The organism is Streptomyces sp. NPDC006430, from assembly GCF_040612395.1.
Lineage (GTDB): Bacteria > Actinomycetota > Actinomycetes > Streptomycetales > Streptomycetaceae > Streptomyces.
Map to the genome: position 1 here is coordinate 256,493 of NZ_JBEXQA010000002.1, position 21,284 is coordinate 277,776.

Annotated in this window: 30 protein-coding genes; 11 read left to right on the forward strand and 19 right to left on the reverse strand. The window is 69.2% G+C overall.

All coding sequences use genetic code 11. The annotated features are described in order from the left end of the window. Window positions 1-137: 137 nt before the first annotated feature. The 4 genes from ABZZ20_RS04285 to ABZZ20_RS04300 all read right to left on the reverse strand — a co-directional run bounded on the left by ABZZ20_RS04285 (window position 138) and on the right by ABZZ20_RS04300 (window position 3,564). A complete protein-coding gene (locus ABZZ20_RS04285; RefSeq protein WP_356867207.1) occupies window positions 138-968 on the reverse strand; it encodes a helix-turn-helix transcriptional regulator in 831 nt (276 codons plus the stop codon). Continuing rightward, window positions 965-1,483: a DUF6879 family protein gene (locus ABZZ20_RS04290; RefSeq protein WP_356866559.1), complete on the reverse strand. Its 519-nt coding sequence runs from the start codon at window positions 1,481-1,483 to the stop codon at window positions 965-967. The genes ABZZ20_RS04285 and ABZZ20_RS04290 overlap by 4 nt, the downstream gene beginning before the upstream one ends. Next, window positions 1,473-1,670: a hypothetical protein gene (locus ABZZ20_RS04295; protein WP_356866561.1), complete on the reverse strand. Its 198-nt coding sequence runs from the start codon at window positions 1,668-1,670 to the stop codon at window positions 1,473-1,475. Before ABZZ20_RS04295 ends, ABZZ20_RS04290 begins: the two co-directional genes overlap by 11 nt. A 226-nt stretch (window positions 1,671-1,896) precedes the next feature. After that, window positions 1,897-3,564, reverse strand: coding sequence for a fumarate hydratase (locus ABZZ20_RS04300; protein ID WP_356866563.1), 1,668 nt, complete (start codon window positions 3,562-3,564; stop codon window positions 1,897-1,899). Between the two features lie 138 nt (window positions 3,565-3,702). Between ABZZ20_RS04300 and ABZZ20_RS04305 the strand changes: the two genes are divergently transcribed. Then, window positions 3,703-4,398 (forward strand): DUF1707 domain-containing protein, encoded by a 696-nt coding sequence (locus ABZZ20_RS04305; RefSeq protein ID WP_356866565.1) that lies wholly within the window; start codon window positions 3,703-3,705, stop codon window positions 4,396-4,398. A gap of 206 nt (window positions 4,399-4,604) precedes the next feature. Beyond that, window positions 4,605-4,979 carry a WhiB family transcriptional regulator gene (locus ABZZ20_RS04310; RefSeq protein ID WP_356867209.1) on the forward strand — a complete coding sequence of 125 codons (375 nt, stop codon included), beginning with the start codon at window positions 4,605-4,607 and terminating at the stop codon, window positions 4,977-4,979. Between the two features lie 82 nt (window positions 4,980-5,061). On the opposite strand, the gene glpX is transcribed toward ABZZ20_RS04310, so the two are convergent. Then, a complete protein-coding gene (gene glpX / locus ABZZ20_RS04315) occupies window positions 5,062-6,093 on the reverse strand; it encodes a class II fructose-bisphosphatase (protein ID WP_356866567.1) in 1,032 nt (343 codons plus the stop codon). Window positions 6,094-6,305: 212 nt separating this feature from the next. Here glpX and ABZZ20_RS04320 point away from each other — a divergent pair, with 212 nt between their 5' ends. Next, on the forward strand, window positions 6,306-6,836 hold the full coding sequence (locus ABZZ20_RS04320; RefSeq protein ID WP_356867211.1) for a DUF4245 domain-containing protein: 531 nt from the start codon (window positions 6,306-6,308) through the stop codon (window positions 6,834-6,836). Window positions 6,837-6,962: 126 nt separating this feature from the next. On the opposite strand, the gene ABZZ20_RS04325 is transcribed toward ABZZ20_RS04320, so the two are convergent. From ABZZ20_RS04325 to ABZZ20_RS04340, 4 genes are all read right to left on the reverse strand, one after another. Beyond that, window positions 6,963-7,553 (reverse strand): malonic semialdehyde reductase, encoded by a 591-nt coding sequence (locus ABZZ20_RS04325; RefSeq protein ID WP_356866569.1) that lies wholly within the window; start codon window positions 7,551-7,553, stop codon window positions 6,963-6,965. A gap of 113 nt (window positions 7,554-7,666) precedes the next feature. Continuing rightward, complete coding sequence (locus tag ABZZ20_RS04330) at window positions 7,667-7,900, reverse strand: exodeoxyribonuclease VII small subunit (RefSeq protein ID WP_356866571.1); 234 nt, start codon at window positions 7,898-7,900, stop codon at window positions 7,667-7,669. 66 nt (window positions 7,901-7,966) lie between these two features. Then, on the reverse strand, window positions 7,967-9,229 hold the full coding sequence (gene xseA / locus ABZZ20_RS04335) for an exodeoxyribonuclease VII large subunit (protein WP_356866572.1): 1,263 nt from the start codon (window positions 9,227-9,229) through the stop codon (window positions 7,967-7,969). A gap of 9 nt (window positions 9,230-9,238) precedes the next feature. Further along, a complete protein-coding gene (locus tag ABZZ20_RS04340) occupies window positions 9,239-10,636 on the reverse strand; it encodes an APC family permease (RefSeq protein WP_356867213.1) in 1,398 nt (465 codons plus the stop codon). A gap of 86 nt (window positions 10,637-10,722) precedes the next feature. On the opposite strand from ABZZ20_RS04340, the gene ABZZ20_RS04345 reads away from it, so the two are divergent. Both ABZZ20_RS04345 and ppgK read left to right on the forward strand, forming a co-directional pair. Beyond that, window positions 10,723-11,745, forward strand: a complete 1,023-nt coding sequence (locus ABZZ20_RS04345) for a 4-hydroxy-3-methylbut-2-enyl diphosphate reductase (RefSeq protein WP_356866574.1) — start codon at window positions 10,723-10,725, stop codon at window positions 11,743-11,745. Between the two features lie 144 nt (window positions 11,746-11,889). Next, a complete protein-coding gene (ppgK, locus tag ABZZ20_RS04350) occupies window positions 11,890-12,741 on the forward strand; it encodes a polyphosphate--glucose phosphotransferase (RefSeq protein WP_356866576.1) in 852 nt (283 codons plus the stop codon). Here ppgK and ABZZ20_RS04355 read toward each other — a convergent pair. Beyond that, entirely contained in the window at window positions 12,724-13,236 is a 513-nt protein-coding gene (locus ABZZ20_RS04355; protein ID WP_356866578.1) for a DUF6542 domain-containing protein, read from the reverse strand. The genes ppgK and ABZZ20_RS04355 overlap by 18 nt on opposite strands. A gap of 134 nt (window positions 13,237-13,370) precedes the next feature. Between ABZZ20_RS04355 and ychF the strand changes: the two genes are divergently transcribed. Further along, complete coding sequence (gene ychF, locus ABZZ20_RS04360) at window positions 13,371-14,459, forward strand: redox-regulated ATPase YchF (protein ID WP_356866580.1); 1,089 nt, start codon at window positions 13,371-13,373, stop codon at window positions 14,457-14,459. Between the two features lie 111 nt (window positions 14,460-14,570). Here the strand turns inward: ychF and ABZZ20_RS04365 are convergent, their stop codons facing one another. The 5 genes from ABZZ20_RS04365 to ABZZ20_RS04385 form a co-directional block, all read right to left on the reverse strand. Beyond that, window positions 14,571-15,152, reverse strand: coding sequence for a Uma2 family endonuclease (locus tag ABZZ20_RS04365; RefSeq protein ID WP_356866582.1), 582 nt, complete (start codon window positions 15,150-15,152; stop codon window positions 14,571-14,573). A 61-nt stretch (window positions 15,153-15,213) separates the two neighbouring features. Further along, on the reverse strand, window positions 15,214-15,477 hold the full coding sequence (locus ABZZ20_RS04370; RefSeq protein ID WP_356866584.1) for a type II toxin-antitoxin system RelE/ParE family toxin: 264 nt from the start codon (window positions 15,475-15,477) through the stop codon (window positions 15,214-15,216). Beyond that, complete coding sequence (locus tag ABZZ20_RS04375) at window positions 15,470-15,739, reverse strand: type II toxin-antitoxin system Phd/YefM family antitoxin (RefSeq protein ID WP_060180502.1); 270 nt, start codon at window positions 15,737-15,739, stop codon at window positions 15,470-15,472. Before ABZZ20_RS04375 ends, ABZZ20_RS04370 begins: the two co-directional genes overlap by 8 nt. 295 nt (window positions 15,740-16,034) lie before the next feature. Continuing rightward, window positions 16,035-16,427, reverse strand: coding sequence for a DNA-binding protein (locus tag ABZZ20_RS04380; protein ID WP_356866586.1), 393 nt, complete (start codon window positions 16,425-16,427; stop codon window positions 16,035-16,037). Continuing rightward, window positions 16,427-16,678 (reverse strand): hypothetical protein, encoded by a 252-nt coding sequence (locus tag ABZZ20_RS04385; RefSeq protein ID WP_356866588.1) that lies wholly within the window; start codon window positions 16,676-16,678, stop codon window positions 16,427-16,429. Before ABZZ20_RS04385 ends, ABZZ20_RS04380 begins: the two co-directional genes overlap by 1 nt. Before the next feature lie 300 nt (window positions 16,679-16,978). On the opposite strand from ABZZ20_RS04385, the gene ABZZ20_RS04390 reads away from it, so the two are divergent. Together ABZZ20_RS04390 and ABZZ20_RS04395 are read left to right on the forward strand one after the other, a co-directional pair. Then, window positions 16,979-17,260 carry a type II toxin-antitoxin system prevent-host-death family antitoxin gene (locus ABZZ20_RS04390; protein ID WP_356866590.1) on the forward strand — a complete coding sequence of 94 codons (282 nt, stop codon included), beginning with the start codon at window positions 16,979-16,981 and terminating at the stop codon, window positions 17,258-17,260. Then, window positions 17,257-17,511, forward strand: a complete 255-nt coding sequence (locus tag ABZZ20_RS04395; RefSeq protein WP_356866592.1) for a Txe/YoeB family addiction module toxin — start codon at window positions 17,257-17,259, stop codon at window positions 17,509-17,511. The genes ABZZ20_RS04390 and ABZZ20_RS04395 overlap by 4 nt, the downstream gene beginning before the upstream one ends. 229 nt (window positions 17,512-17,740) lie before the next feature. On the opposite strand, the gene ABZZ20_RS04400 is transcribed toward ABZZ20_RS04395, so the two are convergent. Beyond that, the gene (locus tag ABZZ20_RS04400; RefSeq protein ID WP_356866594.1) at window positions 17,741-18,127 is read right to left on the reverse strand and encodes a CPCC family cysteine-rich protein; all 387 of its coding nucleotides are present in this window, start codon (window positions 18,125-18,127) and stop codon (window positions 17,741-17,743) included. A 148-nt stretch (window positions 18,128-18,275) separates the two neighbouring features. Further along, complete coding sequence (locus ABZZ20_RS04405) at window positions 18,276-18,443, reverse strand: hypothetical protein (RefSeq protein ID WP_356866596.1); 168 nt, start codon at window positions 18,441-18,443, stop codon at window positions 18,276-18,278. A gap of 136 nt (window positions 18,444-18,579) precedes the next feature. Here ABZZ20_RS04405 and ABZZ20_RS04410 point away from each other — a divergent pair, with 136 nt between their 5' ends. Next, complete coding sequence (locus ABZZ20_RS04410) at window positions 18,580-18,780, forward strand: DUF5988 family protein (protein ID WP_356866598.1); 201 nt, start codon at window positions 18,580-18,582, stop codon at window positions 18,778-18,780. 53 nt (window positions 18,781-18,833) lie between these two features. Here ABZZ20_RS04410 and ABZZ20_RS04415 read toward each other — a convergent pair whose 3' ends face one another. Continuing rightward, window positions 18,834-19,532, reverse strand: coding sequence for a hypothetical protein (locus ABZZ20_RS04415; protein WP_356866600.1), 699 nt, complete (start codon window positions 19,530-19,532; stop codon window positions 18,834-18,836). After that, window positions 19,529-20,098: an RNA polymerase sigma factor gene (locus ABZZ20_RS04420; RefSeq protein ID WP_356866602.1), complete on the reverse strand. Its 570-nt coding sequence runs from the start codon at window positions 20,096-20,098 to the stop codon at window positions 19,529-19,531. The genes ABZZ20_RS04415 and ABZZ20_RS04420 overlap by 4 nt, the downstream gene beginning before the upstream one ends. Window positions 20,099-20,262: 164 nt before the next feature. Between ABZZ20_RS04420 and ABZZ20_RS04425 the strand changes: the two genes are divergently transcribed. Together ABZZ20_RS04425 and ABZZ20_RS04430 are read left to right on the forward strand one after the other, a co-directional pair. Further along, entirely contained in the window at window positions 20,263-20,700 is a 438-nt protein-coding gene (locus tag ABZZ20_RS04425) for a copper-binding protein (RefSeq protein WP_356866603.1), read from the forward strand. Continuing rightward, entirely contained in the window at window positions 20,690-21,127 is a 438-nt protein-coding gene (locus ABZZ20_RS04430; protein WP_356866605.1) for a hypothetical protein, read from the forward strand. The genes ABZZ20_RS04425 and ABZZ20_RS04430 overlap by 11 nt, the downstream gene beginning before the upstream one ends. The last annotated feature ends 157 nt before the right edge of the window (window positions 21,128-21,284 follow it).

The window sequence follows — 21,284 nt, forward strand, 5'->3', positions numbered from 1 at the left end:
GGCCGCCGTCGGAGGGTCGTTGGGGAGGGACAGGTAAACAGGGCCGTCCATGGTCGTCTGCCTTGCGCTCATCGCTGATTGCCTCCCCGGTTCGGATTTTCCGTTCAAGCCATGCTCTACCGGGGAGGAGGCCCCGCCTAGCCGGTTTCCTGTTCGCGCAAGAACTCGTCCCGAATCTCCTCAAGCATGGCGCGGGCCCCGTTGCCGGAAAGTGCCATGGTTGCGAAACCCTCAAACTTGCGGACGTAGAGAGACACATCCCTCGGGTCCGTAACTACTATTTCGGCATGGGTCGTTTCGACCGTCACTGTTCGGTCATCCCGGATGACAAAGGCGTGGTTGGCTATGTCGTGCTGCCGCGCAGACAGAGGGACGATGCGAACGTCTATGTGTGGAAGGCGAGAGAGAGAAACGATCCGGTCCATTTGCTCCGCCATCCTGGATGCCGTCACGATTCGCCACCGCAGGACAGGTTCTGTGATGATGAACTGGAGTTCCTTGGCCGAGTCGTAGAGAGCTTGTTGGCGCTCCAGGCGGGCGCCGATGGTTCTGGTAAGTACCTCGTCGCCGAGATCATGACGCGCCAGAATAGCTCTGATGTACTCGGGCGTTTGTAGTAGGCCAGGGATCAAAGCCGGCTGGAACAGCCGCAGAAGTGCCATCTGGGCTTCCAAGGCTCTCGTTTGCTGCTGAGCTTTATGTACTCCCATGCGGCGGATGAGACGCCATGCTGTGGCCTCGGTCGCCGCCGCCCTGACGGCTTCTAGGTACTCTTCCTTGACCGCATCCGAAACACCGATGGCTGCAAGGATGCGCTCAACATCCACAGTGGACGGAGCAACCTTCGCAGTCTCGATCTTGCTCAGCTTGCTTGCGGACATGACTGCACTGCGGGCTACGGCCTTGGCTTCCTTCCCGGATGCCAGCCGTAGTGCCCGCAGTGCGGCGCCCAGCTCTCCTCTGTTCACTCGCCGTGCTTCGCCCACCATTCGGGGAATGGCACGGCATGAGTCATGGCCGCGTCTCGGTACGTACGAAATTCTTCCGCCCGTTGCGCAGGGAGGATTTCGACCCCGAGGAACGATCCGTCGTCCGAGTAGTTCATGACCCCTGGCGTCAGGTTGTCCATCAGCCAAAAGTCGGGAACGCCTTCCAGTGGATTGGATTCCTCGGTGGTGTCGAGGATGTAGAACTCCTCGCCGCCTCTCATGTTTGCGTGGTAGCCCCAACCCAGCTCGAACCGTAGATACGGCGTGAGAGGGCGAGAGAGAATGTGCACGCGATAGACGCGCTTTCCAGCGTCGCTGTGGGAACGGAGTTCTGACACCCAGGCCTGGTTGTAGTCAGCCGGCTGTGGATTCCCGGCGAGGAACGCCTGATAGGCGTCCACGTTCCCTGAGTTGCTGTAGTCATCCCGGGTCTCAAGCCGGAACGCCTCCTGCTCGAAGGTGTCGAACAGCTCGCCGAGCGTCCTAGGCGCCACGAAGACCCTTCCGGATGAGATCGAATACGAGCTGTTCCGGGATTTCTACCACGGTTTCGTGGGCAGGAATATCGAGCCCGTGGTCCGTGGGGGTTTCTCCCTGGACAAGCAGGGTGCCCCTGTCGGTGAGGTAGATCGTCGGACAATCCTTGAGGTCGCAGGTGCTGACAAGCTTGGTGACCTTCATCAGGTTCCCCTCCTGGCCTTCGGCGTTGCGTCTCAGTCGATGCTCGCGACCAACTGACCTGAGACGCAAGGGGTTGCAGTTTCTGGAACAGGAAACCGAAGCAGACGAAGCGGACCCAACGTCGGCAGGGTCGCTTCTGCGCGGGCCTGCGAGGCGGGGAGGGGTGGGAGCGACGAGAGCCCCCGGCGGGCGCCGGGGGCTCTCAAGGGGGCGTGAGGGGCGGTAGCTACGCCAGGCCGGGACCGCGGACCGGGATGTGGGTGAACGTCGGCTCCGGGGCCGGGTTCTGGAAGAAGTCGTTGCCCTTGTCGTCCACGACGATGAAGGCCGGGAAGTCCTCGACCTCGATCTTCCAGACCGCCTCCATGCCGAGCTCCTCGTACTCCAGGACCTCGACCTTCTTGATGCAGTCCTGCGCCAGGCGCGCCGCCGGGCCGCCGATCGAGCCGAGGTAGAAGCCGCCGTGCGCGCCGCACGCGTCCGTCACCTGCTGCGACCGGTTGCCCTTGGCCAGCATGACCTTGGAGCCGCCCGCCGCCTGGAACTGCTCGACGTACGAGTCCATGCGTCCGGCCGTGGTGGGGCCGAAGGAGCCCGAGGCGTAGCCCTCGGGGGTCTTCGCCGGGCCGGCGTAGTAGACCGGGTGGTCCTTCAGGTACTGCGGCATGTCCTCGCCCGCGTCGAGTCGCTCCTTGATCTTGGCGTGCGCGATGTCGCGGGCCACGACCAGCGGTCCGGTCAGGGACAGGCGGGTCTTGACGGGGTGCTGCGACAGGGTCGCGAGGATCGACTCCATCGGCTCCCTGAGGTCGATCGAGACGACGTCCGCGGACTCGTCGAGGTGCTCGTCCGTGGTCTCCGGCAGGAACCGCGCCGGGTCCCTTTCGAGCTGCTCCAGGAACACGCCCTCGGCGGTGATCTTCGCAGTGGCCTGGCGGTCCGCCGAGCAGGACACGGCGATCGCGACCGGCAGTGAGGCGCCGTGGCGCGGCAGGCGGACCACGCGGACGTCGTGGCAGAAGTACTTGCCGCCGAACTGGGCGCCGATGCCGATCTTCTGGGTCAGCTCGAAGACCTGCTGCTCCAGCGCCTCGTCACGGAAGCCGTGGCCCAGCGGGGAGCCCTCGCGCGGCAGCTCGTCCAGGTAGTGGGCGGAGGCGTACTTCGCGGTCTTCAGCGCGTGCTCGGCGGAGGTGCCGCCGACGACGATCGCCAGGTGGTAGGGCGGGCAGGCGGCCGTACCGAGCGAACGGATCTTCTCTTCCAGGAACTTCATCATGGAGGCCTCGTTGAGGACCGCCTTGGTCTCCTGGTACAGGAAGGACTTGTTGGCCGAGCCGCCGCCCTTGGCCATGAAGAGGAACTTGTACGCGCCGCCGTCGGTCGCGTAGAGCTCGATCTGCGCGGGCAGGTTCGAGCCGGTGTTCTTCTCCTCCCACATGGTGAGCGGGGCCATCTGCGAGTAGCGCAGGTTCAGGCGGGTGTACGCGTCGTAGATGCCGCGCGAGAGGGCCGCCTCGTCGCCGCCCTCGGTGAGGACGTTCTGGCCGCGCTTGCCCATCACGATTGCCGTGCCGGTGTCCTGGCACATCGGCAGGACGCCGGCCGCCGCGATGTTCGCGTTCTTGAGGAGGTCGAGCGCGACGAACTTGTCGTTCGCGGAGGCCTCGGGGTCGTCGATGATCCGGCGCAGCTGCGCGAGGTGCGCCGGGCGCAGGAAGTGCTGGATGTCGTGGATGGCCTCTTCGGCGAGCTTGCGCAGCGCCTCCGGCTCCACCTTGAGGAACGTACGGCCGTCGGCCTCGAAGGTGGAGACGCCTTCGGAGGTCACCAGCCGGTAGGGGGTGGTGTCCTCGCCCAGGGGCAGCAGGTCGGTGTACGCAAACTCTGGCATGACGGCAGTCATTCCTCACTCGGCAGACAGCGCTGGCGACCAATTGGCAGCGCGGTTAACCAGCGTAGGACCTCCGCCGGGGGCTGTGTCTGTGAGGTAAGGCTCACTGGCGACTATCGCGATCTATCGTGTCTCGCTATGCTGATTGACGTGGACCTGGAAAAGAAGCCCGCCGCCCCCGCAGCCGGCCCCGCCGACCTGCGGGCCTCCGACGCCGACCGCGACCGCATCGCACACATCCTGGCCGACGCCCTCGCCGAGGGCCGGCTGACCGCCGAGGAGCACTCCGACCGCCTGGACTCGCTGTATGCCGTCAAGACGGTAGGGGAGCTGGAGGTCCTCGTACGGGACCTGCCCGCGCCCGGCGCGACCCCCGCGGGGCCCGCGTACGCGCAGGCCCCGGCGAGCCCCGCCACGGCAGGCCCGGCCGGCCCGGACGTGGTGTCCGAAACGATGGTCGCCGTGTGCAGCGCCTCAGCCCGCAAGGGCCGCTGGCGGCCGGGAGCCCGCACCCGCGCCGTCTCCGTCATGGGAGACATCAGCATCGACCTCACCGAGGCCGTCTTCGAGCAGCAGGTCACCGAGATCGACGTGACCTGCGTGCTCGGGAACGTCGAGATCCTGGTCCCCGAGAACATCACGCTCCGCGGCTACGGCAGCGGGGTCCTCGGCAACTTCGAGGTGCGCGGCGAGGGCAGCTCCGGGACCGATCCGAACGCGCCGGTGGTGATCGTCCGGGGCTTCGCCCTGCTGGGCAACGTCGAGGCCCGGCCCAAGCTCGGCGCACGCCTGGTCGACCTGGCCCTCAAGTTGCGCAAGCGCCTGGAGGGATAGGGGCCGCTCGGAAACTCGGGAGGGGCGGAAGCGCCGGGTGGGGCCGGCCGGCGGCTGAGGCGGGTTTCGGTCGAATTTTTCCAGGGCGGCGCGCTTGCTCCACGCAGTGCATAGGGGCGCGTACAGCGGGTAGGGACAGGTGCATCGTCTCTCGCTTGCGTATACGTCGTCAGGAGTAGGCCGTGCAGCATCCGCCGCATCAGTCCCTGCAGGTAGCCGTCGTACAGAGCCTTCAGGCGCGTCCGGCCGCCGTGCCGAAGCCGCGGGTGCCGGCGAGGGAAGAGGACGGCCCGTGGCACGCGGAGGCGGTGTGCCGCCGCGACGAGGCGGGGCTCTTCTTCGCCCCGTCCAAGGAGCCGACGGCGGCCAGGCTGTCCCGCGAGGAGGCCGCCAAACGCGTCTGCGCCCGCTGCCCGGTGATGGTCGCCTGCCGCGAGCACGCACTGCTCCAGCCCGAGCCGTACGGGGTCTGGGGCGGGCTCACCGCGGCCGAGCGCCGCGTGGTGCTGGCCCGCCGCAGGCGCCGGGCGACGGAACTGCGCCAAGCTCCGGGGGCCGGGCCGATAGCCGCCGCGGGCTGAGGCCCGTACGCACGGCGAGAGGGGCGCCACCGCCGCACGCGGTAGCGCCCCTCTCGCCGTGCCGTCGGCCGGCCGACCCGCCTTACTGCGCGCGGTCGAAGTCGATCGCGCTGTAGGCGCGCAGCTTCGACAGGCGGTGGGTCGAGTCGATCTGCCGGATCGTGCCCGACTTCGAGCGCATGACCAGCGAGGACGTGGTCGCGGTCTCGGAGCGGTAGTGGACGCCGCGCAGCAGCTCGCCGTCCGTGATGCCGGTGGCGACGAAGAAGACGTTCTCGCCGGAGACCAGGTCGTTGGTGTGCAGGACCCGGTCCAGGTCGTGGCCCGCGTCGATGGCCTTCTGGCGCTCGGCGTCGTCCTTCGGCCACAGCTTGCCCTGGATCGTGCCGCCGAGGCACTTGATGGCGCAGGCCGAGATGATGCCCTCGGGGGTGCCGCCGATGCCCAGGAGCAGGTCCACGCCGGTTCCCTCACGAACCGCCATGACCGACCCGGCGACGTCGCCGTCCGAGATGAACTTGATCCGGGCGCCGGTCTCGCGGATCTCCTTGACGATGCCCTCGTGGCGGGGGCGGTCCAGGATGACCACGGTGACGTCCTCGACGGCCATGTTCTTGGCCTTGGCGACGCGGCGGATGTTGACCGAGACCGGGGCGTTGATGTCGACGAAGTCGGCGGCCTCGGGACCGGTGACGAGCTTCTCCATGTAGAAGACCGCGGACGGGTCGAACATGGTGCCGCGGTCTGCGGCGGCGAGTACGGCGATGGCGTTGGGCATGCCCTTGGCGTTCAGGGTGGTGCCGTCGATCGGGTCCACGGCGATGTCGACCTCGGCGCCGGTGCCGTCGCCGACCCGCTCGCCGTTGAAGAGCATGGGGGCTTCGTCCTTCTCGCCCTCGCCGATGACGACGACGCCGTTCATCGAGACGGTGGAGATCAGGGTCCGCATCGCGTTGACCGCGGCGCCGTCGGCGCCGAGCTTGTCGCCGCGTCCGACCCACCGGCCCGCGGCCATGGCGGCGGCCTCGGTGACCCGGACGAGTTCCAGGGCGAGGTTGCGGTCGGGGGCCTCGGGAGAGACTTCGAGCTGGGGCGGCAGGTTGTGCTCGGTCATCGGAGCGCACCTTTCTGTACGACGACGGCCGGAAGGTGAGGGTGCCTGGAACTCTATCGGTACGTCGACAAATTGAGCAGGGCGGGTCACGTATGAGCGGAATATTGGTCGGGCGATTGGCCTGAGCGGACCTCTTGCGGGCGTGTGCCGCGCCGCGCCGACCCCGGCAGTGATCACTCCCGGTCATGGGGGACGATAGGGGCGTGGCAGGTATGAAGGGCAAGCAGACGGTCTGGGACATGGTCCGGTCGCTGGCGGTGATCGGTGTGGTCGTAGCGGGCATCTACATCGTCATCCCCCATGACGACAAGGCCGATCCGACACGCGTGGTCGACTACCGGGTGGAGACGATCACGGCCCGGCGCGCGGCGCCGTACCCGCTGGCCGCGCCCGTGGGGCTCCCCGCGCAGTGGCGGGCGACTTCGGTGACGTTTGACCGGGGCGCCGCCCACGCCTGGCACCTGGGCTTCCTGGACCCGCAGGGCCAGTACGTCGCCATCGAGCAGTCCAGCGACACCTCGGCCAAGTACCTGGCCCACGTGACCCAGAAGGCGAAGGCCACCGGGCAGACGCAGCAGGTCGGCGACCTGGCCTGGGAGCGCTGGGACGGCGAGAAGTACGACGCCCTGGTCCGGCAGGAGCAGGGTCACGTCACGGTGGTGACCGGGACGGCCCCCTTCGAGGACCTCGGCACGATGGCGGCGGCGCTTGAGTTCAAGCAGAGCGGCCAGGCCAGCAGGTAGCCGACACGGGCAGCCCCGTACGTACGCGAAGGCCGCGCCCCGGATTCCGGGGCGCGGCCTTCGCGTAGCTGGGACGCCAGTCCGTCAATCAATCAGTCATCCCAGCCGGTCCCAGTCAGTCCGGGCTCAGACGGTGGTGATGACCTGGTCGAAGCTCAGGCGCGGGCCGCGCGGGAACCATGCGTCCTCGCCCGGCTTGCCGATGTTGACGACCATCAGCGGGGTGTGGTCGTCGTCCAGGAACTCCTTCTGGACGCCGGCGAAGTCCAGGCCGCCCATCGGGCCCGCGGCCAGACCGGCGGCGCGGATGCCGACGATGAAGTACGCGGCCTGGAGGGCTGCGTTCATCAGGGCGCTCTGCTCGCGGACCGGGCGCTCGCTGAAGAAGGCGTCCTTGGCCTGCGGGAAGTGCGGCAGCAGGGTCGGGAGCTCCTCGTGGAACTCGTTGTCCGCGGAGAGGATCGCGACGAGCGGCGCGGCGGCGGTCTTCGCCTGGTTGCCCTCCATCATCAGGTTCACGAGGCGCTCGCGGGCCTCGGGGGAGCGGACCAGGGTGATGCGCAGCGGCGTCGAGTTGAAGGCGGTGGGGCCGTACTTGACCAGGTCGTAGATCGCCTGGACCTGCTCCTCGGTGACCGGCTCGTCGGAGAACGAGTTGGCGGTGCGGGCCTCGCGGAACAGCAGGTCCTGGGCGGCGGCGTCAAGAACGAGAGACATCGGAAAGCCTTCTTCCATACGGAGGTGAAGCGATGTCCCGACTCTAAGCCGAAAGTTGTATAACTTTCAACTAAATCGGTCCGCGGGTGACTCGGATCACGCTTCGCCCGGTCTTAGGCGTCCCGCTCGTCACTCCCGCCACTTGCGTCGCGGGCCGCCAGCGCCGAATCGAGTCGGGCGCGGGCGCCTTCCAACCAGTGCCGGCAGACCTTCGCGAGCTCCTCGCCGCGCTCCCAGAGTGCGAGGGAGTCCTCCAGCGAGGTGCCGCCGGCCTCCAGCTTGCGGACGACCTCGATGAGCTCGTCCCGGGCCTGCTCGTACCCCAACGAGGTATCGGTTTCAGTCATTCCCGTCCCAACCTTTGTGTGCAGTACATCGACCATCGACTACGAAGCGGGCGCGTTCCCCGCCACTCACCCGACACCCTGTTCGGCCTGTTCGGCCTGTTCGTCGTGCGCTGTCGCGACCGGGGCCGCGACGCGGACCGTGAACTCCCCCTCCGCCACCCGGGCTCGCAGCACGTCGTCCGCCGAGACCTCCTGCGGCGAGCGCACCACGTGCCCGTCCGCCCGCTGGAGAACGGCGTAACCCCGCTCCAGCGTCGCCGCCGGGGACAGTGCGACCACCCGGGCCAGGGTGTGCGCGAGTTCCGAATCCGCCCGGTCCAGCAGGTGTCCGAGGGTGCGACGGGAGCGGCCCAGCAGGGCCTCCAGCTCGTCCTCGCGGGTCTCCACCATCCGCTGCGGATGGACGAAGACGGGCCGGGCGAGCGCATGCCCGAGCCCCCGATCCTCCCGGTCGAGCAGGGCCCGTACCGCCCGCAGCCCGCGCTCCTGGAGCTGACGTACCCGCTCCAGCTCCTCACCGACGTCCGGGACCACCTTCTTCGCCGCGTCCGTGGGCGTGGAGGCCCGCAGGTCCGCGACCAGGTCCAGCAGCGGGGAGTCCGGCTCGTGCCCGATCGCCGAGACCACCGGCGTACGAGCCGCCGCGACCGTCCGTACGACCTCCTCATCGGAGAACGGCAGCAGGTCCTCCACGCTGCCGCCGCCCCGCGCCACGATGATCACGTCGACCTCGTCCAGGGCGTCGAGCTCCTTGACGGCCTGGATCACCTGGGGCACCGCGTACACCCCCTGGACGGCGACGTTGCGCACCTCGAAGCGGACCGCGGGCCAGCGGCGCCGCGCGTTCTCCAGTACGTCGCGCTCCGCGGCGGAGGCCCGCCCGACCACCAGGCCGATCAGCTGCGGCAGGAAGGGCAGCGGCTTCTTGCGGTCCAGCGCGAACAGGCCCTCGGAGGCGAGCGACCGCTTGAGCTTCTCCAGCCGGGCGAGGAGCTCGCCGATGCCGACGGGCCGTATCTCGGTGGCCCGCAGGGACAGCTGCCCGCGCGGGGCGTACCACTCCGGCTTGGCCAGGACGACGACCCGAGCGCCCTCCGTCACCGCATCCGCGACCTCGTCGTAGACCTGCCGGTAGCAGGTCACGCTGAGGGAGATGTCGTGCGAGGGGTCGCGCAGCGTCAGGAAGACCACCCCAGCCCCCGGCCGCCGCGAGAGCTGCGTGATCTGCCCTTCCACCCACACCTGGCCGAGCTTGTCGATCCAGCCCCCGATGAGCCGGGACACCTGGCCGACCGGCAGCGGCGCGTCAGCCGACGTATTCAGTCCCATGCACGCAGGCTAGCCGCCAGAACCGACACCGTCCCCGGGCTCGGCCGGATGATCCTCGCCGCGTCGGCCGCGCTGGGCCACCAGTACCCCCAGACCCACCACCAGCCACACCGCCCCCACCAGTTGTGCAGTCCATGTCGCCTCGACGATCACCGCCACGGTCACCGCCGCGCCGAGCACCGGGATCACCAGGTGCTTCCACCAGATCGGCGCGCCCGCCCGGCGCTTGACCACGAACCAGCCGACCACCGAGGCGTGCAGCAGGGTGAAGGCCACCAGCGCTCCGATGTCCACCACCGAGACCAGGTGGTCGAGCCCGTCGTCGCGGCGGGCCGCCCAGACCGCCGCGATCAGCGTGATCGCCGCCGCCACCAGCAGGGCCGGCCGCGGCGTCCCGTCCGAGGTCCGCGCGAGCGCACCCGGCAGCCGCCGCTCCCGGGCCATCGCGAACACCAGCCGGCCCGCCGCCGCCTGCCCGACCAACGCCGCGAAGGCCGCCCCGATCGCCTTGCTGGCCGCGACCAGGTCGTGTAACCAGGAGCCGACCGAGGACTCCACCGCGTCGTAGAAGGCCGGGCCCTGCTGCGCCGGATCGGCCGCCAGCTCCGCCGAGGACACCGGCATCAACAGCGCCGCCAGGTAGCCCTGCACGACGAACAGCACCCCGGCCAGCGCCAGACAGAACAGCACCGCCCGGGCCACGCGGGCCGAACCGCCCGTGGCCTCCTCCGCGAAGGAGACGATCGCGTCGAAGCCGAGGTACGAGAGCACCGCCACCGACACCGCGCCCAGGACGGCCGTCACGGAGAAGCCCAGCGAGCCGTCCCCGGTCAGCGGCGAGAGCCAGCCGCGCTGGGCCCCGCCCTGGACCAGCACCGTCACCGCGGCCACCACGAACACCACGAGCACCGCGATTTCCATGGCCAGCACGGCGAAGCCCACACGTGCCGCTGCCCGTACGCCCCAGAGGTTGAGGGCCGTGGTCACGAGCACGGCCAGCGCCGTCCACACCCACTGGGAGACCCCGGGCACCAGCGCGTTCATCGCGATCCCGGAGAAGAGGTAGGCGACCGCCGGAATCAGCAGGTAGTCGAGCATCGCCATCCAGCCGGCGATCAGTCCGGGCCCCTCGCCGAGAGCCGTGCGGGCGTACGTGAAGACCGAGCCGGCCTGCGGGGCCACCTGGACCATCTGTGCGTACGAGAAGGCCGTGAAGGCCATCGCGAGGGTCGCGACGAGGTAGACGAGGGCGACGGCGCCGTGCGAGCGCGCGTCGAGCGTGCCGAAGACCCCGACCGGGGCCATCGGGGCGATGAAGAGGAGCCCGTACACGACCAGGTCCCGGAAGCCGAGGCTCCGCCGCAGGGCGGGCACCGGCTCCGTACCGGGGGCGGCCACGGACGCCATCATTCCTCCGAGGGGCGATCGGTACGGACATTCGCCCCAGTCTCTGCCGAACGGGCGACGCCCGACCTGCTGGAGACCCCCGTACGATGGACCGCATGACTGCTGCCGCCCCTGCTCCCGCTTCCCGACGCGTCCTGCTCGCCGCCCCGCGCGGCTACTGCGCGGGCGTGGACCGAGCCGTGATCGCCGTCGAGAAGGCTCTCGAGCAGTACGGTGCACCGGTCTACGTCCGGCACGAGATCGTGCACAACAAGTACGTCGTCCAGACGCTGGAGAAGAAGGGCGCCATCTTCGTCGAGCGGACGGAGGAGGTACCCGAGGGCTCCATCGTGATGTTCTCCGCGCACGGCGTGGCGCCGGTGGTGCACCAGGAGGCGGCGGCCGGCAAGCTTGCGACGATCGACGCGACCTGCCCGCTGGTCACCAAGGTGCACAAGGAAGCGATCCGGTACGCGAACGAGGACTTCGACATCCTCCTCATCGGCCACGAGGGCCACGAGGAGGTCATCGGCACCTCCGGCGAGGCCCCGGACCACATCACGATCGTCGACGGCCCGGACGACGTGGACAAGGTCGTCGTGCGCGACGAGTCGAAGGTCGTCTGGCTCTCGCAGACCACGCTCTCGGTCGACGAGACGATGGAGACGGTCGACGCGCTGAAGACCAAGTTCCCGCTGCTGGTCTCGCCGCCGAGCGACGACATCTGCTACGCCACCTCGAACCGACAGGCCGCCGTCAAGGCGATGGGCGCCGACTCCGACCTGGTCATCGTCGTCGGTTCCAAGAACTCCTCGAACTCCATCCGGCTGGTCGAGGTCGCGCTCGACGCGGGCGCGCGCGCCGCGCACCTCGTCGACTTCGCGAGCGAGATCGACGAGGCCTGGCTGGAGGGCGTCAGCACGATCGGCCTGACCTCGGGCGCCTCGGTGCCGGAGGTGCTGGTCGAGCAGGTGCTCGAATGGCTCGCGGAGCGCGGCTTCGAGGACGTGGAGATCGTCAAGACCGCCGAGGAGTCGATCGTCTTCTCGCTGCCCAAGGAGCTGCGTCGCGACCTGCGTGCGGAAGCGGCCGCGCTGGTCGCCGCTCGGACCGGGCAGCCCGAGGAGTAGGTCGAGGAGTAGGTCGAGGGCGGCCGAGGAGTCGGCCGACGGGCAGCCACGAGTGGGACACGAGTGAGCCCGGCCAGACGAGTAGGCCCGACGAGCAGGTCCGACGAGTAGGCCCATCCCCGTGATGTTCCCTACGGTGATCCCATGCAGATCTTCGGTGTGGACATCGGCGGTTCCGGGATCAAGGGCGCTCCCGTGGACCTGGACCGCGGCGACCTGGCGCAGGAGCGCCACAAAGTGCTGACACCGCAGCCGGCCACCCCCGACGGGGTGGCCGGCTGCGTCGTCGAGGTGGTGCGCCACTTCGACTGGGACGGCCCCGTGGGGGTGACCTTCCCCGGGGTGGTCACCAGCGGCGTCACCCGTACGGCGGCCAACATGGACAAGGCGTGGATCGGCGTCGACACGGCGGCGCTGATCGAGGAGCAGCTCGGCGGCCTGCCCGTCACGGTCCTGAACGACGCCGACGCGGCCGGGATCGCGGAGATGACGTACGGCGCGGGCCGGGGCCGCGACGGGACGGTGATCATGCTGACCCTGGGCACGGGCATCGGGAGCGCGCTGTTCACGGGAGGCCGGCTGGTCCCGAACACGGAGCTCGGCCACCTGGAGCTGAAGGGCCACGACGCCGAGAAGCGGGCGTCGGTCAAGGCCAAGGAGGACGGTGAACTCACCTGGGAGCGGTGGGCGCACCGGGTGCAGAGGTACCTGGAGCACGTGGAGATGCTCTTCTCCCCGGACCTCTTCATCATCGGCGGCGGCGTCAGCCGCAAGCCGGAGAAGTTCCTTCCGCTGATCGAGGGCATCCGGGCCGAGATCGTCCCGGCGAAGCTCCAGAACAACGCGGGCATCGTGGGGGCGGCGATGGCGGCGAAGGCGACTGCGGGAGGTACGAGAAGCACGGGAGACACGGGAGACACGGGAAACACCGGAGGCACGGGAGGTTCGGAGGCGCAGGGCCCGGGCGTCGGCGCCGGGTCAGACCGTTCGCCGTGACATCTTCCGCCGGGAGCTGAGTACGGCTTTGCGGACGAGCACGATCAGCGCGGACACCAGGGTCCCCCCGTACAGCCAGCCGGCGTGCAGCGACAGGGCGGACACGATGCCCATGAGCTGCCCGCCGAAGCCTTCGGAGCCGCCCGAGACGGGCCACACTCCCACGGCGAAGGCGATCGGCGCGGTCATCGGCGCGGTGATCAGATCGGCCGGCCGTACCCAGAGGGCGGTGGCGGCCGCTACGGGCAGGAAGAGCAGCCCGTAGGCGAACAGTGAGCCGTCGAAGAGCAGCCAGACGACCCCGGCGACCAGGGTCATGGCGGCGCACGCGAACAGCCCGCCGCCGAGCCCGGTCAGCCGGGGCCGCGGCCGCCACCGGGCCGTCGCGGGCCGGGGCCGCCCACCCTGGGCGGGCACGCCGCCGATGGGCTGGGCCGGGCGTCGCTGCTGCTGTCGCTGCGGGTGATCCGCCGAACGCGTCCTGTATTGCTCCACCCCACAAAACTAGGCGGGCCGAGCGCGGTATCGGTGTGGGGACACGCGTACAACGACTGCCGCTCATCGGAAAGTAAACTGTCCGGTGGCCCACTCCCGGGCCGCCGCCCCTCCAGCTACGGGAAGTCGCCAACGTGTCGCTCACGATCGGAATCGTCGGCCTGCCGAATGTCGGCAAGTCGACCCTGTTCAACGCCCTGACCAAGAACGACGTGCTGGCGGCCAACTACCCGTTCGCCACCATCGAGCCGAACATCGGCGTCGTGGGTGTCCCGGACCCGCGCCTGGCCGTGCTCGCCGGCATCTTCGGCTCGCAGCGCCTCCTCCCGGCGACGGTCGACTTCGTCGACATCGCGGGCATCGTCCGCGGCGCCTCGGAGGGCGAGGGCCTGGGCAACAAGTTCCTCGCGAACATCCGCGAGTCGGACGCGATCTGCCAGGTCATCCGTGCCTTCAAGGACGAGAACGTCGTCCACGTCGACGGCAAGGTCTCGCCGAAGGACGACATCGAGACGATCAACACTGAGCTGATCCTCGCCGACCTCCAGTCCATCGAGAAGGCGATCCCCCGTCTGACGAAGGAGTCCCGCCTCCAGAAGGACAAGGTCGCGGTCCTGGCGGCGGTCGAGAAGGCCCAGAAGATCCTCGAAGCCGGCGACACCCTCTTCTCCCAGGGCATCACGAAGGGCACGGAGCAGGGCGACCTCCTCCACGAGCTGCACCTGCTGACCACGAAGCCCTTCCTCTACGTCTTCAACGTGGACGAGGACGAGCTCGTGGACGACGCCTTCAAGGCGGAGCAGAGCGCACTGGTCGCCCCGGCGGAGGCGATCTTCCTCAACGCCAAGCTGGAGCAGGACCTCTCCGAGCTGGACGACGAGGAAGCCCTCGAACTCCTCCAGTCGGTCGGCCAGGACGAGCCCGGCCTCGCTACCCTCGGCCGGGTCGGCTTCGCGACCCTGGGCCTGCAGACCTACCTCACGGCCGGCCCGAAGGAAACCCGCGCCTGGACCATCAAGCGCGGCGCCACGGCCCCCGAGGCGGCCGGCGTGATCCACACCGACTTCCAGCGCGGCTTCATCAAGGCCGAGGTCATCTCCTTCGCCGACCTGGTCGAGTGCGGCTCGGTAGCCGAGGCCCGCGCCAAGGGCAAGGCCCGTATGGAGGGCAAGGACTACGTCATGCAGGACGGCGACGTGGTCGAGTTCCGCTTCAATGTGTAATTACGTCATCACTGCACGTTAGCTAGTTTCGTCAAACGTGCAGTCGGAAGGGGTCGGACCCTGGTGAGTCCGACCCCTTCTGCATTCCCGTGCTGACTCGGTGCTGACTTTTCAGTTGCTTCGGGGCGGCGTGAGCTTGTCGAGGTCCAGGCTGACCTCGAAAGGCACCGGGCGCTGGAGGGTGCCTCGGAAGATCCCGGCGGGTGCGTATGCGCCAGTGGGTTCGTCGAGCTCGTAGACGTGGACGACGGGTGCCCCGTCCTCGTCCTCGATGCACCAGTAGTGCGGGATGCCGGCCTCTGCGTACTTGCGAAGTTTTACTGTGCGATCGCAATGGGCGGACTCCGGGGATACGGCCTCCACGACGAGCTTCACGTCCTCCGGGGCGTACCAGGTGCGGTCGGGGTCGTAGGGCAGGTCCGTCAGCAAGAGGTCCGGCTCGGGGCGGTTGCGGGCATCGAGGCGGATCGTCATCTCCCGCTCGACCTCGAATCCGGCCGGTGCCTGCGCCATGAGCGTGGTGGTCAGGGCGGTGACGAGGCGGCCGTGCCAGGACCGCTGGGGCGACATCATGAAGACGAGGGCTCCATCGATCAACTCGGTGTGGCGGGGTGCCTCGGGGAGGCGGTCGAGGTCCTCCGCGAACCAGCCTTCCGCGCGCGGCGGGCGCATCCAGTCGGGCAATGCGGTCATGGCTTCACGGTAGCGGCCCGCAGCTCAAGCTGTCCGCAGCAGTCCGCAGAACCTGGAGCGGCTACGTGTCGTAGACCGTGGAACGGTGGCCGACGTGTACGACCCACACCACCAGCTCCCCGTTGTCGATCGTGTAGACGACACGGTAGTCGCCGACCCGTAGGCGGCGGCGCTCGGGCTGGGATACGAGTGGGGCGGTGTTGAAGCCGAAGGGGTCGCTCTCCAGCTCTGTCAGTTTGGCCAGGATGCGAAGCGCCATGTCGCGCGGGATCTTGCGCAGCTCGGCCTGGGCCTCGGGCCGGAACACCGTGCGGTAGTCACTCACTGCGTGCCAGCGTCTCCCTCATCACGTCCTCGATCGGGACGCCGGCGGCCGGGCTCGCCATACGCTCATCGATGATGCGGTTGATCTCGCGCTCCTCCCACTCCTGGTACTTGCGCAGTACCTCGATCGAGACCACGGCGGCGACCTGCTTGCCGCGCCGGGTGATGACAGTGGGCACGTCGTCGCGGTCAGCCCGTTCGACGACTTCGGCCAAGTGAGCGCGTACGTCGCGGATGGACTCTATGGGCAGCGGCTGAGTCATGAGCCCAAGTGTACCGAGTGTTCCATGTGTACACCACGGGCCCAGGGTGAGGCCGTCCGAGTGGCGCTGGACGTTCTGGACGACTTCCCACCGGGCTGGATGGGTGATGCCGCCGGCCATGGTCGGCCAGCGGAACTGGACCCCGTCGTCCTCCCAGAAGCAGACGGGCGGATTTCGTACGAGCCGGGCATCGTGCCCAGCACGCGGTGCCCGCAGCACGGGCAGGGGGAGGAGTCGCTCACCTGCGCAGTTTCGTTGCAGGTCCCGCCCGTGTGCCATGGATTGTGGCCGGCGCTCAGACCTTGACGACCTCTACGGCAGGGCCGCACAGGACCGTCAGATCCTCGGGATCGGAGGTCAGGACGGTGACCGGCTGGGGTGCGGTGCGGGCGATGACGGCGAAGGCGGCGTCGATGGCGTACCTGTGGCCGTGGAGGTGATGGGCGCGAAGGAGGGCGGCGGCTTCGTCGGTGACCTCTCTGGTGACGTCGTGAATGTCGACGCGGGAGAGGATCCACTTGATGCGGGCCGGGTGGATCCGCTCGTAATCGGCCTCAAGAGTGGTCATGGCGCTGGTGGCCACGCGGACGCCCTCCTCTGATGCCGCCTGGACCAGAGCCACGACGGCGCGGTCCTTGCGGTAGAGCTTCGAGAGGCCTTCGCTGTCGAGCAGTAGGGTGCCGGGCATCAGGCGGCGGCCCCGCCGGCCTGTCGGTGGTCATGGCGCAGCAGCCCGCGGGCGGCCTCGACCTCCTCGCGGGTGAGCTCGTCATTGTCGGTCTCGAAGTCGGCGACGATCTCCCGGAGCTTGTCCATGGCGACCCGTTGTTCCAGGGCTTCGGCGACGTAGGCGGAGAAGCCGCCGGGTCCGACATGGGCGCGTACGGCCTCGGCAAGGTCCTCGGGCAGGCTGATGGAGTATTTTCTGCTACTGCTCATGGTGTCGATCCTACCGACGGTGGTAACTCTGTGGGCGCGAACGGCCATGGCGGCGGGAGGCGGCTCGGCGCTTCACCCTCCGCCTTGCGGGAGGCTGCCCAGCCCGCAGGCAGTCACGCCGGGCTCGACGCGGTACGTGCCGTGAGGAGGGGGGAGGGCGCGCCCAAACATGCAGGTCAGAAGGGGGTGACTCCTCCGGGGGGCGACCCCTCCGGGAGTCGGCGCCTTGTTCTTTCCCGTGCCGAGATGGCGCTGGGAGTGGTACGTTATTAGGTACCACTTGAGGGAAGAGGTCAGGTCATGTCCATAACCGCGAGCGAAGCCCGCAAGGAACTCTTTCCGCTGATCAAGAAGGTCAACGAGAACCACGAGGCCATCGAGATCGTCTCCAAGCATGGGAACGCCGTGCTCGTCTCGGCCGAGGACTATGCGGCACTGCGTGAGGGCTCGTACCTGCTGCGCTCCCCGGCGAACGCTCGCCGGTTGCTCAAGGCGTACGAGAACGCCCTGGCCAACATCAACGTATCGGAGCGAGAGCTGATCGATCCGGACCCGGCGGACGCGGGTGCGGGTGCCGCGTGAGGCTTGTCTTCGAGGATCAGGGCTGGGAGGACTACACGTCCTGGCTCAAGAACGACCGCAAGATGCTCGCCCGGATCAACAAGCTCATCGAGGACGTCAGGCGTGACCCGTTCTCGGGAATCGGCAAGCCCGAGCCGCTGAAGTACCACTTGCCGGGGGCTTGGTCTCGACGGATCGACGATGAGCACCGCCTCGTCCACCTGGTTACGGACAGGGAGATCGTCATCCTTGCTGCCCGGTATCACTACTGACCGTGGAGCGGTTCCGGGTGGGAGGGCACCCGTGCTGACCTGATCTCGAACGGCATGGATCGTTGGAGCGTGCGGCGGAAGATACCGGCGGTGCGTAGGGCAGCAACAGGAGGCGGTCCGGAGCCGATGCGGGTGGCTCCGGACCGCCTTCGGCCGTCCTGGTGCGCGGTCCGGCCGGAGCCGGCCGCGGCTCGTTCCTGCTTGCGCGGCGGGGCCGAAGCCCACGTGATCACGGCGCCGGGTGCTCGCGGCGCCAGAAGGTGGGAAGCCACCAGCAGAGCACCGAGTGGTCGTCGGGCCACGGGGCCCGTGCCTCTGCTTCCCAGTCTTCGAAGGAGTCGCGGGTCAGGTCGATGGGGCGCCAGGCAGGGTCGAGCGGCTCGTCCGCCGCCGGGGGTCGAACGTACTGTCGGCCGTGCTGGTCGCAGGCGCCGAAGTCCTGGTAGTTGAGCTGCGCCTCTACGAGGGAGACCCGGTTGGCTCCGACGGACGTGGTCGGCCAGCGGAACTGCACCCCGTCGTCCTCCCAGAAACAGACGGGGCAGATCTCGTAGGAGCCGGGCATCTCGCCCAGGACGAGGTGCCCGCAGCAAGGGCAGGGAAAGCGGCGGTTCACCTGCTCAGTGTCATCGACGCTCCGGTCGGCGTGCTACGGATTTCCCTGCGCCGCACACCCGGTGTGGGCGGTCTCCGCCGGTGTCCGGTGCCCGGTGCGGGCTGCGGAGGCGCGCCCGATGGGGCGGGCGCGCCTCTCGCGGGTGCTGCTAGAAACCGCGGGATGTGTCCGACGAGCGCGGGTGCTCCTCGCGGGTCTCCATGTCGTCCGACATGGACCGGGGGTCCTTCGCCTGGCGCTTGGCCTCCTGCATCTTCTGCTTGGCCTGCTCCTTGAGCTTGTTGGCCTTGTCCTGGGGGGTTTGCTTCTTGACCATGTCGGTTCACTCCTCGATGAGGGGGGAGGGGGACGACCACCACCCTGACACCGGGTCGTGACTCATGCATGTCGGAGCGTCACGTTCGGTGATCGCCCGAGGTGCGGGGGCCTTCCGCGGTGACCAGACTGGGGGTATGGCCGTCAAAGCACTGCTGGAGGGTGGACCGGACGATCTGCTGGAGCGGATCGTTTCGGTCACCACCCCAGGAGAAGACCTGAAGATCCCGCACCGCGGCGGGTACGAGCACTTCAAGGGCACGTCGCGGTACCAGGACAGCCCCGAAGGGCGGCTGCCCGTGTACGAGTGGTGGGAGCGGACCGAGATCGCCGAGTGAGCCGTGAGGCCGAGCAACTGAGCGAGCCGAGCGAGGTGCGTGGCGGTGTTCGGTCAGGTGAAGCGGGCCGTGGCGAGGACCGTGCCGGACGGGTCGAGGAGCCGGGCGCCCGACAGGGTGGCCGGGTCCACGTCCGCCCTCGCGGCCCAGTAGCCGTATCCGTCCCGGAGGGGGAACGTGCCGAGGCGCGTGGTCGTGCCGTCCGTGTGGTCGAGGACGCAGCGCACCTGGAACGACGCCCCCTCCAGGTCCACCGACATGTACACCCAGCCCGCCTCGCCCGGACGGGCGCCCGGATGGGCGAAGATCCGGCCCACCTCGCGGCCTTCCGAGAGCAGCGGCGCCTGGAGCAGTGCGGCGTTCGTAGGGGCGGTGGGGGACGCGGGCCCCGAGGCCTGTTCGATCGCCGTGCCCACCGCCCAGCCGCCGAAGCCGCACGCCACGGCCAGGACCGCCGCCGCGACCGCGAGTCTGGGCCGGAGCAGCAGCGGCCTGCGCCGGGCCGGTGGCGCCGCCGCCGGCGGCGGCTGGAGGCGGGTGGTGACGCGGGACTCGAAGCCGACCGGGGGCTCCGTGCCCGGCAGCAGGCCGAGCAGGCCGTCACCGACCAGGGCCAGCTGCTCGATGTGCACCCGGCAGCCGGGGCAGTGGCCCAGGTGGGCGAACGCCCGGGCACGCTCCTGGGCCGGAAGGATGCCCAGTGCCAGCTCGGCGTCGAGTTCCCTCAGCTGCTCGCAGGTCATCTCGGTCATTGCAGGCTCTCCTCGGCCCCCAGGGTCGTCCGCAACCTGTGCATCGCCGTCCGGATCCGCGTCTTGGCGGTGCCGAGTGGTATCCCCTCCATGTCGGCGATCTGCTGCGCGGTCATCCCGTAGATCCCCGCCATCACCAGGGCGCGGGCCTGTTCCCGGGGCAGGGCCGCCACGGCCGCCCGTACCCCCGCGGACGTCTCGGAGGCGAGCGCGTGCTGCTCGGGGGTCTCCGTCACGATGTCGAGGAGCGCGTCCAGGTCCTCGGGGGCGACCGGGCTGGCCCGGCGGGCCCGGACGGCGTCGATCGCCAGGTGGTGCGCGATCGTGGTCAGCCAGGTCCGTACCGACCCGCGGCGCGCATCGTAGACCTGCGCGTGTCGCCAGGCCCGCTCGAACGTCTGCTGCGCCACGTCCTCGGCGAGCTGCAGATCGCCGACGACGGCGTAGGCCACGCCGAACACCGTGCGCTGGAACCTGCGCACGAACGCGACGGCGATCTCGGGATCGCCCGTCGCCAGGCCCGAGAGCAAAACCTCGTCCGGCGTCCGCCCGAGCGGGAGGCCCATTCTCTGCACAGAAGTGGGTACGGTCGGCCGCCCCGAACGGATTGGTCCGGGTACGCGGTGAAACACCCCCTCATTCTCCTCCTCGTAATCCGACCGGTCCGGTCAATCTTCCGGGGCCCTTCGTCCGTATCCCCTGGGACTGAACTTCTGCGGAGGGCCGAGCCATGACAGGAACACTCACGCACAGGCGTATGGGGCCGGCGCTGGCTGCCGGAGTGCTGGCGGGCGTGCTCGCCGGCTGCGGGGGCGGGGGAGGCGGCTCGACGGCGCCCACCGTGCCCCCGCCGACCAGGAGCGCGCAGTCCGCCGCGACCCACGTCACGGCCGACCTGAGCGACTTCCACATCGCCCTGTCCCAGAAGACGTTCGCGGCCGGCGCCTACACGTTCACCGTCAAGAACACCGGCCACCACGACCACGCCCTTGAGGTCGAGGGCCCGGGCGGCGACCAGCGCTCCAAGACCCTGGCTCCGGGGGAGAGCGGGACGTTCGACATCACCCTCAAGAACGGCTCGTACGAGCTCTACTGCCCCGTCGACGGGCACAAGGACCTCGGGATGAAGACGGAGATCACCGTGGGTGGTGCGGTCAATGGCTACTGAGCGGGCCGCGGGGCCGGGCACCGAGCGGGCCGCTGCGCACGCGGGCGCAGTCCTCGCCCTGCGGCTGCTCGGCGCCGGCCTCACCGCGGCCATGGCCGCGATCCACCTGCGCCTCTGGGCCACGGGCTACGCGGACCTCGACGTGATCGGCGTCCTCTTCCTGCTCAACGGCATCGGCGGCGGGCTGCTGGCGCTCGCGCTCGTGGCGGCCCCCGCCCGGTACCTCGGCGCCACGGCCGCCCTCGGAGCCCTGCTCACGGCAGGCACCCTCGCCGGGCTGGTCCTCGGCCTCACCACGGGACTCTTCGGCTTCCGGGAATCCCTCGACGCGGAACTGGCGCGTCCCACCCTCCTCATCGAGTCCGCCGGGGTCGTCACCCTGACGACACTGGCCGTACTCGTCCGGGCGCGGCCCTCCTACCGCTGAGGCTGTCCGGTGATCCCTGGTGGATCAGCGCACGGCGTCAGATGCGGTGCATCACAAGGCGGAGGGGCGCCCTCATACTGTGCCTATTCGGGCGTTCCGACAACGCGGCGAGGTGCCGTGGCTGTCGTCGTGCGCCCGCCGGGGACTACGGGACAGC

Coding starts and splice junctions, on each gene's coding strand:
- ABZZ20_RS04295 (WP_356866561.1), bottom strand. CDS start 1,670: ATGAAGGTCACCAAGCTTGTCAGCACCTGCGACCTCAAGGATTGTCCG.
- ABZZ20_RS04300 (WP_356866563.1), bottom strand. CDS start 3,564: ATGCCAGAGTTTGCGTACACCGACCTGCTGCCCCTGGGCGAGGACACC.
- ABZZ20_RS04305 (WP_356866565.1), top strand. CDS start 3,703: ATGCTGATTGACGTGGACCTGGAAAAGAAGCCCGCCGCCCCCGCAGCC.
- glpX (WP_356866567.1), bottom strand. CDS start 6,093: ATGACCGAGCACAACCTGCCGCCCCAGCTCGAAGTCTCTCCCGAGGCC.
- ABZZ20_RS04320 (WP_356867211.1), top strand. CDS start 6,306: ATGAAGGGCAAGCAGACGGTCTGGGACATGGTCCGGTCGCTGGCGGTG.
- ABZZ20_RS04325 (WP_356866569.1), bottom strand. CDS start 7,553: ATGTCTCTCGTTCTTGACGCCGCCGCCCAGGACCTGCTGTTCCGCGAG.
- ABZZ20_RS04330 (WP_356866571.1), bottom strand. CDS start 7,900: ATGACTGAAACCGATACCTCGTTGGGGTACGAGCAGGCCCGGGACGAG.
- xseA (WP_356866572.1), bottom strand. CDS start 9,229: ATGGGACTGAATACGTCGGCTGACGCGCCGCTGCCGGTCGGCCAGGTG.
- ABZZ20_RS04340 (WP_356867213.1), bottom strand. CDS start 10,636: ATGGCGTCCGTGGCCGCCCCCGGTACGGAGCCGGTGCCCGCCCTGCGG.
- ABZZ20_RS04345 (WP_356866574.1), top strand. CDS start 10,723: ATGGACCGCATGACTGCTGCCGCCCCTGCTCCCGCTTCCCGACGCGTC.
- ppgK (WP_356866576.1), top strand. CDS start 11,890: ATGCAGATCTTCGGTGTGGACATCGGCGGTTCCGGGATCAAGGGCGCT.
- ABZZ20_RS04365 (WP_356866582.1), bottom strand. CDS start 15,152: ATGACCGCATTGCCCGACTGGATGCGCCCGCCGCGCGCGGAAGGCTGG.
- ABZZ20_RS04375 (WP_060180502.1), bottom strand. CDS start 15,739: ATGACTCAGCCGCTGCCCATAGAGTCCATCCGCGACGTACGCGCTCAC.
- ABZZ20_RS04380 (WP_356866586.1), bottom strand. CDS start 16,427: ATGCCCGGCACCCTACTGCTCGACAGCGAAGGCCTCTCGAAGCTCTAC.
- ABZZ20_RS04385 (WP_356866588.1), bottom strand. CDS start 16,678: ATGAGCAGTAGCAGAAAATACTCCATCAGCCTGCCCGAGGACCTTGCC.
- ABZZ20_RS04390 (WP_356866590.1), top strand. CDS start 16,979: ATGTCCATAACCGCGAGCGAAGCCCGCAAGGAACTCTTTCCGCTGATC.
- ABZZ20_RS04405 (WP_356866596.1), bottom strand. CDS start 18,443: ATGGTCAAGAAGCAAACCCCCCAGGACAAGGCCAACAAGCTCAAGGAG.
- ABZZ20_RS04410 (WP_356866598.1), top strand. CDS start 18,580: ATGGCCGTCAAAGCACTGCTGGAGGGTGGACCGGACGATCTGCTGGAG.
- ABZZ20_RS04415 (WP_356866600.1), bottom strand. CDS start 19,532: ATGACCGAGATGACCTGCGAGCAGCTGAGGGAACTCGACGCCGAGCTG.
- ABZZ20_RS04420 (WP_356866602.1), bottom strand. CDS start 20,098: ATGGGCCTCCCGCTCGGGCGGACGCCGGACGAGGTTTTGCTCTCGGGC.
- ABZZ20_RS04425 (WP_356866603.1), top strand. CDS start 20,263: ATGACAGGAACACTCACGCACAGGCGTATGGGGCCGGCGCTGGCTGCC.
- ABZZ20_RS04430 (WP_356866605.1), top strand. CDS start 20,690: ATGGCTACTGAGCGGGCCGCGGGGCCGGGCACCGAGCGGGCCGCTGCG.